This is a genomic window from Rhizobium sp. L1K21 (assembly GCF_024055895.1).
Lineage (GTDB): Bacteria > Pseudomonadota > Alphaproteobacteria > Rhizobiales > Rhizobiaceae > Ensifer_A.
This window is the reverse complement of record NZ_JAMXLE010000001.1, coordinates 1,139,281-1,153,589: the sequence shown is the minus strand read 5'-3', so window position 1 is coordinate 1,153,589 and position 14,309 is coordinate 1,139,281. Positions and strand designations below refer to the sequence as shown.

General features: G+C 56.0%; 16 protein-coding genes. 6 read left to right on the top strand and 10 right to left on the bottom strand.

The window, feature by feature from the left end:
* The first annotated feature begins 114 nt into the window (after positions 1-114).
* Entirely contained in the window at positions 115-564 is a 450-nt protein-coding gene (locus tag NHF56_RS05470) for a MarR family winged helix-turn-helix transcriptional regulator (RefSeq protein WP_252802294.1), read from the top strand.
* A gap of 12 nt (positions 565-576) precedes the next feature.
* Here NHF56_RS05470 and NHF56_RS05465 read toward each other — a convergent pair whose 3' ends face one another.
* The 3 genes from NHF56_RS05465 to NHF56_RS05455 all read right to left on the bottom strand — a co-directional run bounded on the left by NHF56_RS05465 (position 577) and on the right by NHF56_RS05455 (position 2,072).
* A complete protein-coding gene (locus NHF56_RS05465) occupies positions 577-864 on the bottom strand; it encodes a DUF982 domain-containing protein (protein WP_252802292.1) in 288 nt (95 codons plus the stop codon).
* Positions 865-930: 66 nt separating this feature from the next.
* Positions 931-1,767 carry a L,D-transpeptidase gene (locus NHF56_RS05460; RefSeq protein WP_252802290.1) on the bottom strand — a complete coding sequence of 279 codons (837 nt, stop codon included), beginning with the start codon at positions 1,765-1,767 and terminating at the stop codon, positions 931-933.
* Between the two features lie 104 nt (positions 1,768-1,871).
* Positions 1,872-2,072 carry a hypothetical protein gene (locus NHF56_RS05455; protein ID WP_252802289.1) on the bottom strand — a complete coding sequence of 67 codons (201 nt, stop codon included), beginning with the start codon at positions 2,070-2,072 and terminating at the stop codon, positions 1,872-1,874.
* 159 nt (positions 2,073-2,231) lie between these two features.
* Here NHF56_RS05455 and NHF56_RS05450 point away from each other — a divergent pair, with 159 nt between their 5' ends.
* A complete protein-coding gene (locus NHF56_RS05450) occupies positions 2,232-2,720 on the top strand; it encodes a CreA family protein (protein WP_252802288.1) in 489 nt (162 codons plus the stop codon).
* 92 nt (positions 2,721-2,812) lie between these two features.
* Here NHF56_RS05450 and NHF56_RS05445 read toward each other — a convergent pair whose 3' ends face one another.
* On the bottom strand, positions 2,813-3,274 hold the full coding sequence (locus NHF56_RS05445) for a chemotaxis protein CheW (RefSeq protein WP_252802287.1): 462 nt from the start codon (positions 3,272-3,274) through the stop codon (positions 2,813-2,815).
* Positions 3,275-3,423: 149 nt separating this feature from the next.
* Between NHF56_RS05445 and NHF56_RS05440 the strand changes: the two genes are divergently transcribed.
* Both NHF56_RS05440 and NHF56_RS05435 read left to right on the top strand, forming a co-directional pair.
* Positions 3,424-4,023 carry an SCO family protein gene (locus NHF56_RS05440; RefSeq protein WP_252802286.1) on the top strand — a complete coding sequence of 200 codons (600 nt, stop codon included), beginning with the start codon at positions 3,424-3,426 and terminating at the stop codon, positions 4,021-4,023.
* Between the two features lie 72 nt (positions 4,024-4,095).
* Entirely contained in the window at positions 4,096-4,971 is an 876-nt protein-coding gene (locus NHF56_RS05435; protein WP_252802285.1) for a 50S ribosomal protein L11 methyltransferase, read from the top strand.
* Between the two features lie 205 nt (positions 4,972-5,176).
* On the opposite strand, the gene NHF56_RS05430 is transcribed toward NHF56_RS05435, so the two are convergent.
* Entirely contained in the window at positions 5,177-5,326 is a 150-nt protein-coding gene (locus tag NHF56_RS05430) for a hypothetical protein (protein WP_252802284.1), read from the bottom strand.
* A gap of 224 nt (positions 5,327-5,550) precedes the next feature.
* On the opposite strand from NHF56_RS05430, the gene NHF56_RS05425 reads away from it, so the two are divergent.
* Positions 5,551-7,383 (top strand): aminopeptidase P family protein, encoded by a 1,833-nt coding sequence (locus tag NHF56_RS05425; protein WP_252802282.1) that lies wholly within the window; start codon positions 5,551-5,553, stop codon positions 7,381-7,383.
* Here NHF56_RS05425 and NHF56_RS05420 read toward each other — a convergent pair.
* The 3 genes from NHF56_RS05420 to NHF56_RS05410 form a co-directional block, all read right to left on the bottom strand.
* On the bottom strand, positions 7,380-7,688 hold the full coding sequence (locus NHF56_RS05420) for an AzlD family protein (protein ID WP_252804858.1): 309 nt from the start codon (positions 7,686-7,688) through the stop codon (positions 7,380-7,382). The genes NHF56_RS05425 and NHF56_RS05420 overlap by 4 nt on opposite strands.
* On the bottom strand, positions 7,688-8,407 hold the full coding sequence (locus NHF56_RS05415) for an AzlC family ABC transporter permease (RefSeq protein WP_252802280.1): 720 nt from the start codon (positions 8,405-8,407) through the stop codon (positions 7,688-7,690). Before NHF56_RS05415 ends, NHF56_RS05420 begins: the two co-directional genes overlap by 1 nt.
* 284 nt (positions 8,408-8,691) lie before the next feature.
* Complete coding sequence (locus tag NHF56_RS05410; protein WP_252802278.1) at positions 8,692-9,282, bottom strand: 3'-5' exonuclease; 591 nt, start codon at positions 9,280-9,282, stop codon at positions 8,692-8,694.
* 205 nt (positions 9,283-9,487) lie between these two features.
* Here NHF56_RS05410 and NHF56_RS05405 point away from each other — a divergent pair, with 205 nt between their 5' ends.
* Positions 9,488-10,099 (top strand): BRCT domain-containing protein, encoded by a 612-nt coding sequence (locus tag NHF56_RS05405; protein ID WP_252802276.1) that lies wholly within the window; start codon positions 9,488-9,490, stop codon positions 10,097-10,099.
* A gap of 20 nt (positions 10,100-10,119) precedes the next feature.
* Here NHF56_RS05405 and ligA read toward each other — a convergent pair whose 3' ends face one another.
* Both ligA and recN read right to left on the bottom strand, forming a co-directional pair.
* A complete protein-coding gene (gene ligA / locus NHF56_RS05400; protein ID WP_252802273.1) occupies positions 10,120-12,546 on the bottom strand; it encodes an NAD-dependent DNA ligase LigA in 2,427 nt (808 codons plus the stop codon).
* A gap of 72 nt (positions 12,547-12,618) precedes the next feature.
* A complete protein-coding gene (recN, locus tag NHF56_RS05395; RefSeq protein ID WP_252802271.1) occupies positions 12,619-14,286 on the bottom strand; it encodes a DNA repair protein RecN in 1,668 nt (555 codons plus the stop codon).
* Between the last annotated feature and the right edge of the window lie 23 nt (positions 14,287-14,309).

Sequence of the window (14,309 nt, the reverse complement as noted above, 5' to 3'; positions counted from 1 at the left end):
GGTGGTGGGTGTTTGGTTCATTGTCTATATAGCGCGCAATTAGTTTGCGCACAATATAATTTTGCAAAATTCTTCACGATCGTCTATCATGCGGGTCATTGAAGGAGTTTACCTATGCTCAGCCTCGACAAGCATCTTTGCTTTGCCATTTATTCGGCCTCGCATGCCTTTTCGCGTGCTTATAAGCCGTTGCTCAGCCGGCTTGAGCTCACCTACCCGCAATATCTCGTGTTGTTGACCTTATGGGAAGACGATCGCCAGCCGGTCAAATCGCTCGGGGCTCGCCTGCACCTGGATTCGGGGACGCTCTCCCCGCTGCTGAAACGGTTGGAAAAACAAAAGCTCGTCAGCCGGTCGCGGGATGAGGACGATGAACGCAAAGTCATCGTTGCACTGACGGAAAAAGGGAAAGCCCTGCAGAGCGAGGCAGAAAAATTTGTGGCCCCTGCCATTTATTCCGCAACCGGCTGCACTGCAGAGGAAGCCGGAGAACTCCGCGACGAGCTCATCCGACTTCGCCAATCGCTTGAAAACGCCGCGGACGATAGCAACGCCGCGGCGTAGAGCCTGCATGGATCAAGCGCTGACGGCAGTCAGCCGGTCGACATAGGCAGGATACATCACAATTCTCCCGGCTTCGATGGCAGCGGCCAGAAAGGCTTCCCGCGCCTCTTCTGCACCGATCTGGCCGTGCATCGCTGAAAGCAGAGCCCGGCGGGCCTTCTGATATTGCGAGCCCGGCCTGAATGTCCAGCCGCGCTGCATGTGCTCCAGCGCCTCTTCGGGCGACTGAATGTAGTATTCGACACCTTCATCAGAAAGAACAATGACGGGCATTGACCATCGGCGATAGCGAAATGTCATGGCAAACTCCTCTTCGAGACGTCCACCTAACGTTTCATCTGTGAAAACGTTCCTGAATGCCGTGCTTCAGAGCACCACAATTTCAGCGCCGTCGCGCACGCGATCATAAAGATCGATCACATCCTGATTGAACATGCGCACACAGCCCGACGAGGTCTTCTTTCCAACGGACTGCCAGTCCGGCGTGCCGTGAACACGATAGAGCGTGTCCTTGCCGTCGCGATAGATATAAAGCGCTCGCGCACCAAGCGGATTGTATGTGCCGGCCACAAGGCCGCCACGGGCAGCCGAGAAGGTTTTCAACGCCGGATCATTGTCCACCATATTGTCGGATGGCGTCCAATGCGGCCATTTGCGTTTGAACTTGATAACGCCGCGCCCGCTCCAGGAAACACCCTGCCGACCGAGCCCCACACCGTAGCGCAATGCCTTGCCACCTGGCTCCACCAGATAGAGAAAATTCCGCGCGCGATCGATGACCAGCGTGCCGGGCTTCTCATTCGTTGGATAATCAACGGTCTGGCGAAAAAAACGCGCGTCCACCCGCCCGGCAGGAATAGCATTGACCGCCCGTCCATCGTCCAGCATGGCGGCATAACGGCTCACAAGCCCTTCTTCCTGCTTGACCGGATAGCCGAACAACGCAGTCTTGAGCTTGGTCGAGGTCTTGATATCCTGCTCGGGTATCACAGGCTCCGGCTCACGCCAGAACTCTGGATAGGTCTCATCACCAAAGCGCTGCGCGTTCATGGAGCCTGTGTCGGGAAAGATCGGGATCCAGGGCTCATAGCGCGCATTGCCCAGCACCGGCCCTTTATGCTCGGTGCAACCCGCCAAAGCTGACAAGGCGATAGCCGCAAGAAAGAAGGATCGTAAACGGCTTCCGACCGCCGATGCTGACATGACACTTTCCCCAATGAACAGGCGGAATATGCCAAGCGCGGCTGGCGCGGGGCTGGAATCCTGCCAAGCCTGTCAGATGCCCGCTTAGGGCACCGGGCAATGCTTTAGACCGGTCTTCCGTTCAGCGTGTTGTAGAGCTTTTTACCGAGCAACCACGCAATCGGCAGCGCCACGATGGCACCAATGAGTGCACCGCCTGCAATCTTCGTCCCCTCGAACATGTTCAGGCTCAAGAGCGCTGTCACGATCGCGCCAGCCAAAGCCGTTGAAACCAGAACCCATAGAACTGCTGCAAGACGAAACATGGAAACCTCCATCACGTGTCTGTTTCAGTTGGAGGTTATGCTCGTGCGCCTTATCGGCATTGATCTGGAACAAACAGATCGCGTTTTTTATATCTATAGAGAGCGGCTTGTTTATTTCCGTGCCTCTCCTATCTCAGTAAAAACGCATATGAGGTCCAAATGAAAAATCTGCTTGTTGGGCTCGCCGCCCTCACCCTGTCGCTTTCTGCCGGCGTGGCAGGTGCTGAAACCGTCGGCAAGATCGGCGTCGACTGGATCGGTAACGATATCATGGTCGATGCTGTGGCGGATCCGGAAGTGGACGGCGTTACCTGCCACATCACCTATTTTGATCGCTCGGTGATTGACCGTTTGAAAAACGGCAACTGGTTTGAAGATCCCTCGAACAGTTCCATCGCCTGCCGCCAGACAGGACCGATTACCATTGGCGACATTGACCTTGGCGAAGGCGGGGAAGAGGTCTTCAAGTCCGGACTTTCGCTCATCTGGAAAAAGCTGGTAGTCAACCGCGTCTATGACAAGCCGAACAATACGCTCATCTACGTTGTCCACTCCCGCGAGATTGTCGACGGATCGGCGAAGATGGCCATTTCCACCGTGCCGCTCTACAATCAGGATGTGACCTGGAAAAACGGCGCACCAAAATAGAAGACGCGCGACCGTCACATACGAAAAAACCCGCCGGCCCTGCAGCAGACGGGTTTTGAAATTGTCTGTCTCGAAAATTGAGCGGCCAAGAATTAGGCGGCTTGGGCCAGCTCGTCTGCAATGACCGTATCGAGATTGAGGAAGCAGACCATGTTCTTGTCGAGCGCGACGATGCCGCGGCAGAACCCGCGCTGCTCTTCAGGAATAATTTCCGGCGGCGGCTGCAGCTCTTCGGATTTGATGGTCATCATGTCGGAAACCTGCTCGACCAGCAGACCGACAAGCTTGCCGTTGATGTCGGTAACGATAATGGCGGAACGCTCGGACGGTTCGGTCATGCTCATGCCAAGGCGGCAGGCCATGTCGATAACCGGGATCACGGCACCGCGCAGGTTGATAAGGCCAAGAACATAATCCGGCGTATGCGGCATCGGCGTCACCGGTGCCCAACCGCGAATTTCGCGGATCGCCATGATATCGATACAAAACTCCTGATCACCAAGATGAAAGGAGACGATTTCAAGATATGCGCCCTGACTGCTGGCCACTGTCATCTTCAGAACTTCCCGTCCACGTGTTGAAAGCAGATCGCGGTTGATGCGATTTGCCGCATTGTTCGCTATAAATTGCGCCGAATACATTAATGAAGCCCTAAAAAGACGCCCCAACACTGGGGCAACTGCTCGCAGAAAGAAGAAAATCCATGAAAAGCCGCAACTTGATCATCTGGGGAGCCGTATTTGTGATGGCTCTGTTGGCCGGATGGCTGACAATCGAATTCACCAAGAACCGCGAATCGCTGGACGAGGCGCCTTTCGGCGTGCCCTTCGCGCTGACGGATCAGTCGGGTCAGGAGATCACGCAGGCCGCTTTGCAGGAACAACCGACAGCCCTATTCTTCGGCTACACCCACTGCCCGGACGTCTGCCCGACGACGCTTTTCGAGCTGGACGGCTGGCTGAAGAAAGTGGACCCGGATGGCACCAAGATGAAAGCCTTCTTTGTGACCGTCGATCCCGAGCGCGACACACCCGAAATTCTCGGTCAGTACATTGCCAATGTTTCAAACCGCATCACCGGCATTTCCGGCGAACCAGACAAGGTCATGGAGATGGTGAAAGGCTTCCGCATCTATGCCAAGAAGGTGCCGATCGACGAGAATGATCCGAATGGCGATTACACGATGGACCACACGGCCTCGGTCTTTCTTTTGAATCGCGGCGGCCGTTTCAAGGGCACGATTGCCTATGGCGAAGACCCCGATGTTGCGGTGAAAAAGCTGGAAAACCTGATCAAGGGATAGTAGAGCCTGAGCTGTTCATATTGAAGGGCGGCGCGAAAACCCGTGACGCCCGCTCATATGGGGAGCAAGTTTTTGAGTGAAATCCGCCTCTATGTGCAAGCCGGCGAAAGGCTCTGCGAAACCATCCTCGACCACCTGACGATTGCATTCGAGGACAGCGAATATGCTATCGCCACGCAGGAAATTGATGAGGACCGGGATATCTGGGAAGCCTCGGTCTACACCACCCGGGCCGACGAAGAGGCCGCCAGAGCCACCTTTCAGGCAATTGTCGATGCGGATTTCCCCGATCTGAAAATCGAGCGCGAAGAGCTGCCGGATATAGACTGGGTCGCCAAATCGCTTGAAGGCCTGAAGCCGGTGCGCGCCGGGCGTTTTCTCGTCCACGGCTCGCATGATAGAGACGAGCGCAAGACAGGCGATATCGCCATCGAAATCGATGCCGGTCAGGCATTCGGTACCGGACACCACGGCACGACCGCAGGCTGCCTGGAAATGATCGACCTGACATTGCGCAAGCGCACGGTACGCAATGCACTGGATCTCGGAACCGGCAGCGGCGTGCTGGCCATTGCCGCACACAAGGTCGCGCGCATACCGGTTCTGGCAACAGATATCGACCCGGTTGCCGTCCGCGTAGCCCGCGAAAACGCCAGAAAAAACCACGTTGTTTCAGGAATCACCTTCGCGGCAGCCCCCGGCTTTCACCACCGCTCATTTGCCCAACACGGCCCCTTTGACCTCATTATCGCCAACATCCTTGCAAAACCGCTGATGAAGCTCGCACCGGCGCTGGTGCAGAACCTCGCGCCCGGCGGAACCGTGATTCTCTCCGGCATCCTGGCAAGCCAGCGCTGGAAGGTTCTGTCAGCATATAACGGGCAGAAACTCGCACACGTGAAAACGATCTGGCGCAACGGCTGGGTAACGATCGTTCTGCAGGGCTGAGCCTCGGAACTGTCATCAAATTTATTTCGATTTGAGAAAAAAATTAAGGGCGACGCTGGGAGGAGGTAGCGTCGCCCTTGGATCAGCTTGGCTGATCGCATCTGCCATCGGGAGGAGGAGGATAGGCAGATGCTCCGAACCCGAAATCCAAGGCCCATGGGAGGAGGAGAAGGGCGCGAGAATTCCGGAAACGAATTCTTATATATTAACGGCCGCCGAGAATGTCGGAGCGGGTGCGGCCCATGACGCGGGCGTCTTCCTGGCCCATTTCCTGCATCACGCGCGCTACATAGCGCTGTGCCTGACGTTCGCGAGCTGCGATAATGTTCTTCATTGCGTTACCGAGGAGAGACATCTCTTCATTCCTTTCGGTTAAAATTCGCTGTTCCGTTGTGTTGATTTGAATATAGGTACATATGCTGCAGTGCGAAAGCGCCCATTGAACATATGTGCTATGCAGCATTTGCATAATTGACCGGCTGATAAAAATCGCGAATCGGATTTCTGCAGGCAGCGCTTGCCTGTTGGCCTAAGCGCATTAAAACAGGAATCACACATATTCGATCAGCAGAGAAGCCCATGTTCCAGTCCTATGATGTGACCGCCTCCCCTGAAAATGCTGCGCCGCGGATCAAAGTCCTGCGTGCGGTCATGCCTGACCTCGGCATTGATGGCCTTCTCGTGCCACGCGCCGATGAGTTTCAGGGCGAATATGTGCCGGCATCATCAGAACGGCTGGCCTGGATCACCGGCTTTACCGGTTCCGCGGGCGTGGCGCTGATCTGCCAGGATCAGGCGATCGTCTTTGTTGACGGACGCTATACGACACAGGTTGCAGCACAGACCGACCCCGCCATTTTCTCCGCGGGTGACCTGATAAATCAGCCCCCCGCCAAATGGCTGGAGGACAATGCGCGGAGCGGTTTCCGGCTGGGGCTTGATCCGTGGCTGCACACGCCCGATGAAATCCGCAAACTTTCGAAAGCTCTGGAAGAGAAAGGCGGCGAAGTCATCCTCCTGAAGGACAATCCGATTGATCTTATCTGGCACGACCGCCCGGCACCTCCAAATGGTGCCATCTCCATCCAGCCCAGCGATCTCGCCGGTGAACTGGCCACAAAGAAGCTGGCCAAACTCGCAGCCGATCTGCATGAGAAAAAGCTCGATGCCGTGCTGATCTGCGATCCCTCCTCTGTTGCCTGGGCATTCAACATTCGCGGCAGCGATGTGCCGCACACGCCTCATCCGCTGGCCCGCGCCATCGTCAACGTCGATGGCAGCGCCGAACTCTTCATCGACAGGGCAAAACTCGGCATAGAGGAAGAAGCATACCTCACCCAGATTGCAACGCTCCTGCCGCCCTCAGCGCTCGAAGAGACGCTGCAGAACCTTGCGAAAAACGGCGCAGCCATTCTGATCGATCCGGCCATCACGCCCTACGCGCTGGTTGAAGAAATCGAGAAGAACGGTGGCAAACTGAAGGAAGGCAACGACCCCTGCGCCCTGCCCCGCGCCATCAAGACCAAGGCCGAACAGGAAGGTTCGCGCCGCGCGCATCTGCAGGACGGGGCCGCGATGGTCGAGTTTCTCTATTGGCTGGATCAACAGGCACCCACGACCATTACGGAGATTGAAGCCGCACAAAAGCTGGAAGCCTGCCGCAAGTCGGTCGGTGAGCGCGCCCAAAATCCGCTCAAGGACATATCCTTCGACACGATTTCTGGCGCGGGCAGCAACGGGGCAATCATCCACTACCGGGTAACCACCGCCACCAACCGCAAGCTTGAACCGGGCAGCCTCTACCTTGTTGATTCCGGCGGGCAATATCAGAACGGCACGACCGACATTACCCGAACGGTAGCAATCGGTGCAGTGGGCGAAGACGAGCGCCGTTTCTTCACACTGGTGCTGAAAGGCATGATCGCGATTTCCATGGCCCGTTTTCCAGTCGGCACGCGCGGCGTCGATCTCGATCCCCTCGCCCGCATTGCGCTGTGGAAAGCCGGTGCGGATTATGGCCACGGAACCGGCCACGGCGTGGGTTCCTATCTCTCCGTCCACGAAGGCCCCCAGCGCATATCAAGGGCTGCGATGCAGATCCTGCATCCGGGTATGATCCTCTCCAATGAGCCCGGCTATTATCGACCCGGTGCCTTCGGCATCCGCATTGAAAATCTGATCGTGGTGACAGAGGCCGAAGCCATCGAAGGCGGCGAAACTGCCATGCACGGGTTTGAAACGCTGACCTGGTGCCCCATTGATCGCCGTCTGGTAATGACGGAGTTGCTCACACGCGAGGAATTGCAATGGCTGGACAGCTACCACGCACAAACGCGTGAAAATCTCCTGCCCTTTATCGATGCGCCGGAGATCAGAGCCTGGCTCGAAAGCGCAACGGCATCATTTGATTAGAATGGCGCGTGCCGCAAGACCATGGCGAGCGCCCAGCCGAAGAAAAGCAGCCGCAAACCGGAAAGCTTGAAACCGAGCACGAAGGCAGCCAGGATGACCACCGACACTTCCCACCCGCCGGTCATGGCAGCCGGGGCGACGATGGAGGTCAGGACCGCTGCGGGCACGGCATCCAGGGCCGCTTCCACACGCGGCGGAATATTCTTGAACCGCGCCAGAACCAGATAACCGCCAATGCGGGTCAGGTAGGTTGCCACACCGGCAGCCAGGATAATGAGGATGATATCGGTGCGGAAAAGCTCCATCATACCTCCTCGCCCGCCAGGTCAGCCGGATCAACAGGCTTGACATGATTTTTAGGTGGCAGAAGCGCGCCCACCACGACACCGACAAGTGCGCCGGAGGTGACATGCCAGGGCGAACCGAAGAGATACATGCCAACCATGGAACCCACCGCGCTGGCAATGACAATCGGCAGCCAGCCATGCTGCTTGCGAAACCCCATAACGAGACCGAGGAAATAGACCGGCAGCAGAACGTCGAGTGCAATGGCCTTGGGATCGCCGATGAGGCCGCCGAGATAAGCGCCAACGAAGCTGAAAAGCGCCCAAAGAATATAGATGGTCAAAGCCATCCCCATATACCACCAGAAACTGACTGGCGGGTTGGAACGGCTTTCCCGAGCGGTTTCCGCAAATTGCGGATCGGTCATGAAGAAGAAGGAGACATATCTCTGCAACGCACTGAAATGGCTCACATAGCGAACAAGAGCTGCAGAATAGAGCACGTGGCGAAAATTGACTGCAAAAATCGACAGGACGATCAGCCAGCCCGGAACGTGCTTGCCGAATAGGTCCATACCCACGATCTGGCTGGCGCCGGCGAAAACGCTCATGCTCATCAGCGTCGCTTCGCCCACAGTCAAACCATTATCGACTGCAATAGCGCCAAACAGCGCGCCAAAAGGCGCCGTTGAAAGCACAATCGGTACCGAATGGCGCGCGCCGCGCCAGAATTCACTCATTCGTCCACTCATGAATGTTCAATAGAACGGCCTCACCGCAATGCACAATTCAATTTCTTTGAAGCAACAATAATCTCATCGGATCGATCGCGTCTTGAACGAATTGATCGTCAGCGCAGTTCAAAACGCGACCGGACATGACAGGAGTGGGACGATACCCCGCCAAGAACCGGCCGCGTCGCCGATCCGCCGCGCCCCTTTTGAAGTCAGCACCGCCCACCGGCACAGGTCTTATGGCATACGGATCGAGGCCGCATTGTTACCGCGGGAACAACGTATGCCGTTCAAAAGCGCGCAATCGAACAGGGCTCGTAACCCCGCTTGGTCAGACGCCCGACCCGCATGCCGATCTTTGGTGGAACATCTGCAAAGGAAAGAGCCCCGATTTCACGCGCCATCGAAATTGCCGCAAGCCCGCAAACGATGGCGTCTTCTTTCGCATTGTGATGCACGAAGCGCAATTGCATATGTTCAGCCAGCACATTCAGCTTGTGCGATATCAGATGCGGCCAGACTTTCTGCGACATTTTCACCGTGCACAGATAGCCAAGCTCGGGATAGCTCATGCGATAGGTATCACAGGCACCGCGCAAGACACTCATATCGAATGCGGCATTGTGCGCCAGCAAAAGCCCGCCGCGGAAATCATCGATAAACTCGTCGAGAATCTCGGGAAATTCCGGCGCATGCTCCACATGTTCAGGCCGAATACCATGGATGGATATATTCATCGGCGAAAAGCGCATGGATTTCGGCCGGATCAACCGCTCTTCAACACGAATGACCTCACCGTTTTCGATGAAGGCGAGCCCGATGGAGCAGGCACTCCCCCGCTCCTCACTCGCGGTTTCAAAGTCGATAGCAATTGCTTTCAATGTACTATACTACCATTTATCTAGTTGTTTTCGCACAAAAACCTCCATTAGACTTAGAGGTGCTGCATTGCTATCATATTTTTCTCAGAAGCACGCGAAATATCAACCCCTATAAAAACACTTTGCCGAGAACAAACAACATGAGAACATCCAAAGATTGAACCGACCCTATCGGGAATAATGGTAGCTCAACATAGGTAAGCCAATGACCGAAGACAGCAAATATCTCAAGTTTGCGACGCAACGGATAGAAAGTCGCCAAATCGATGAACTTATTGGCTTGGCGCGAGGTCTAGTTGCCGACGGTGTAATAAATCAAAGAGAGGTCGAATTTCTCGAAAAATGGCTAGCCGCCAACAGCGCTTTAAGCGATCAACCAATCATCCGCCAATTATACAAGAGGGTCCGTGAAGTCCTTGTCGATGGCTTGCTCGATGAAAACGAAAAAATCGAAATACTCGAGACATTGAATAATCTATCAAATGGCGATTTTGAACTTGGCGAAACTTTAAAGGCAACCACACTACCTTTATGCATTCCCGCACCAGCGCTGCAATTTCAAGGCCATACCTATTGCTTCACCGGCACGTTCAATTTTGGCCAACGCAAAGACTGTGAAAATGCGATTCTGATTCGCGGCGGCGGTGTATGCAGAAATATTACACGTTCAACAAACGTCTTGGTCATTGGAACATACGCGACAGATTCATGGAGGCATTCATCTTTCGGAAACAAAATACTCGCTGCCTGTGAATACCGGGACAGGGGAATTCCAATCTCTATAGTGTCGGAGGACCACTGGGTTAGCCACCTCTAAAATAGAGAGTTTACGGCCCATTAGTTGATAACCGAAGAAACGATCTCCATCCACTCCTCCTCGGTCAGAATTCTGACTTTGTGCTTTTGCGCATCCTTCAATTTAGAACCTGCACCTGGTCCTGCCACTACAAAGTCAGTCTTGGCTGAAACCGAACCGGAGACTTTTGCGCCTAGCCTGTCCGCAGTAGCCTTCGCTTCACTACGCGTCATTTTTTCCAAATTGCCAGTAAAGACAAGGGTTTTCCCGGCAAAAATACCGCTTTCTTCCTGTGCTTGGGCGACAATAACTACCACCTCCGACAGGAGATCATTCAAGGCCTCACGATTATGGTCTTCACTTATGAAGTCGATTAAGGAATCAGTCGCGACTGGCCCCACATCTTTTGTTTTAGCCAACTCGATATAGAAACTGTTCGGCGCATCATTGTATGCACACTTTACAGCACTAAGGACGGAGCTGATGTCCCCAAATGCTTCGAGCATCGAGTTCTTTTGCCGCTTATTCAAATTTAGGGACGAGAACCAAGAGGTAACAGAGAGCGAGGAGCCTACCGGGGCATCAGGCCCAACCGACGCCATAAGCTTTTCAAGCGCCACCTCCCCAATTCCATCGACAGAAGCGACAAGGTTCCAAGCTTTGCCAGCTCGACCGGCTGCAGCATTTTTGACTGCATTGATCAAGCTAGCGGGATCTTTGTACTGTTTGGCCAACGTACGTGCGGTGACTTCGCCAATGTTACGTATCCCTAGAGCGAAAAGAAACCTATAAAAATCGATGTTCCGCCTCTGCTCAATTGCATAAAATAGCTTCTCAACGCCTTCAAATGAGCGTGAGTCGGCATCGGTGACTTTTTTTCTGGCTTTGCCGGTTCTTTCCTCTCTTTCTCTTTGCAGCCGCTCGCGATACTCCGCCAAAACCGCCTTTACCTCTTCGGGGCGGAGGTGAAGACGAAATATATCAGCAGGAGATTTCAACAATCCGGCATTAAAAAACAGCTCGACGTAGGTTTCACCGAACCCCTCGATGTCAAAGGCATCTCTTGAAACAAAATGACGTAACCTCTCAATTTGCTGGGCAGAACAAATCAGCCCACCAGTGCAACGTCGAACAGCCTCTCCATCTTCTCGCACCGCATGGCTGCCGCAAACCGGGCAGGTTTTCGGAAATTCGTAAGGCTTGGAATCATCCGCCCGCTTTTCCAGAACGACATCAACAATCTGCGGGATCACATCGCCTGCCCGCTGCACAATCACAGTGTCGCCGATACGGATATCGCGTCCCTCGCGGATCGGTTCACCGGAATTGCCGATCCCCTTGATATAGTCTTCATTGTGCAGCGTCGCGTTGGTCACGACAACGCCGCCAACTGTGATCGGCTCGAGCCGCGCAACCGGGGTCAGCGCGCCGGTGCGGCCCACCTGGATATCAATCCCGTGCAATATGGTGACCGCCTGTTCGGCGGGAAATTTATGTGCCGTTGCCCAGCGCGGACTGCGCGAGCGGAAGCCTAAGCGTTCCTGCAGGTCCAGCCTGTCGACCTTGTAGACGACGCCATCGATATCGTAATCGAGCTCCGCACGCTCAAGCCCGATTTGCCGATAATGCTCAATCAGTTGGTCGGCTGAATTGAATCGCTTCATGAGCGGGTTAACGGGAAAGCCCCACGTCTCCAGCCGCTTAACGGCCTCAAATTGCGTCTTTGCAATCGGCTCAGATGTTTCGCCCCAGGCATAGGCAAAGAAGCGCAGTTTGCGGCTGGCCGTCACCTTTGCATCGAGCTGCCGCAGCGAGCCCGCCGCCGTATTGCGCGGGTTCACATAGGTCTGCTTGCCCTCAGCTTCCATCTGCGCATTGAGCGCCAGAAAATCGCTCTTGGACATATAGACTTCGCCGCGCACTTCGACCACTTCCGGCGCATCGTCCGGCAGCACCTGCGGCACCTCGCCGATTGTGCGGATATTGGCCGTGACATTTTCACCAACGGCGCCATCGCCGCGGGTCGCCGCACTCACCATCTTGCCGCCTTCGTAACGGATCGACATGGAAAGCCCGTCGATTTTCGGCTCGGCGGTAAAGGCAATCGACTGATCCGGAAGCTGCCCGAGAAAGCGGTAAACGCTCGCCACAAAGTCCGTCACATCCTCATCGGAAAACACGTTGTCCAGCGACAGCATGGGACGCGCATGGGTGATTTGCGTAAAGCCTGCCGCCGGTGCCGAACCCACCTTTTTTGACGGGCTATCGTCACGCACGAGGTCGGGAAAAGCGGCCTCTATCTCTTCGTTGCGGCGCTTTAATGCATCATAGTCCGCATCGGAGATCTGCGGTGCATCCTTGCCGTGATAGAGCGCATCGTGGCGGGCAAGCTCCTTTGCGAGAAACTCGAGTTCGCCAGCGGCGCCTTCAGGCGTCATTTCTGAAACGGGCGTATTGCTAACAGGCATGGCTTAATCCGATGAGATGAGACCAGATTTTTAGACCGCAATCGCAGCCCCGGCAATGCGAGAATGCGATTTTCAACCGCCAAGCAGGCTGGCAGCCGCCGCCCTGGCCTCTTCGGTCACTTTCGCACCGGCCAGCATCCGGGCAATCTCCTCGCGGCGGTCACCATCATTCATGGTGGTCACCTGCGTGGCAATTTTGCCGTCGTCGTCGGCGCTCGGGCCCTTGGAAATCAGGAAATGGGTGGAAGCACGGGCAGCCACCTGCGGCGCATGGGTGACGGAGAGAACCTGCACAGTCTCCGAAAGGCGCTTCAAGCGCTGACCGATCGCATCGGCCACAGCCCCACCCACCCCTGTATCGATCTCGTCGAACACCAGTGTCGGTGCCGAACCGCGATCCGCCAACGCCACTTTCAGGGCCAACAGGAAGCGCGAAAGCTCACCACCGGATGCCACTTTCATGATGGAACCCGGCCGCGTTCCGGGGTTGGTCTGAACGTGAAATTCCACCGCATCCAGCCCGCTTGCCGCAGCCCCGGCCTCGTCGCTTTCAATATGGACGAAGAAGCGCGCCCGCTCGAGCTTCAGCGCCGGCAATTCCGCCATCACGGCATCCGAAAGTGCTTCCGCCGCGTTGTGCCGCTTTTCAGACAGCGCGCGCGCGGCGTCAAAATAGGTCTTCCTGGCAGCCTCGGCCTGCTTTTCCAGAAGGCCGAGTTTCTCCTCCCCGGCATCAAGGTCGGCAAGATCCGATATCATGCGCTCGGCCAGCGCCGGCAGGCCCGAAACGGGGACATTGTATTTGCGAGACGCCGCCCGCAAAGCAAAGAGCCGCTCTTCCGTCTGCTCCAGTTCGCGGGGGTCGAACTCGGTACGCCGAAGGGCAGCCTCAACCTCCATCTGGGCGTCGGAAAGCTGGTTCAAGGCACCATCAATCAGCTCGACAACCGTCTCCAGAAGACCCGGTGCCTCGGCACTCTTGCGCTCCAGCCGGCGCATCAGCGAGGCAAGCTCCGGAACCGGCGAATTCTGGCCGTTCAGATAATCGGAGGCTTCGGAAATATCACCCGCAATCCGCTCGGCCTTCTGCATCGTCACGCGCCGCTCCGCGAGTTCCTCTTCCTCGCCGTCCCTGGGAGAGAGAATTTCAAGTTCTTCCACGGACGAGCGCAGGAAATCAGCCTCGCGTGCTGCCGCTTCAACCTTTTCGCGATGCGCCTTGAGCTTTCGTTCGGCATCCTTCCAGCCGCGCCAGTCGGCGGAGACAGCCTCTGCCTCGCCCGTCAAGCCGGCAAATGCATCGAGCAGCATTCTGTGTGCATGCTGATCGACAAGCGCGCGATCATCATGCTGCCCATGAATTTCCACAAGCAGATTGCCGAGCGCGCGCATCATCTGCACGCTCACCGGCTGGTCATTCACATAAGCCTTGGTGCGCCCATCGGCAGATTGCACGCGGCGCAGAATGAGGTCGCCATCGTCGTCAATGCCGTTTTCCCGCAGCTGTTCACGCGCGGGATGGTTCATCGGCAAATCGAAAACCGCCGTCACCTGCCCCTTGTCCTGCCCATGCCGCACAAGACCGCCATCGCCGCGTCCGCCGAGCGCCAGCGACAAGCTGTCCAGCAGAATGGATTTGCCGGCACCGGTTTCACCGGTGAGCACCGCAAGGCCTGGACTGAATTCAAGGTCAAGCCGCTCGATCAGAACGATATCGCGGATCGACAACTGGGCGAGCATGAGTGTTCTACCAAGATGACGAG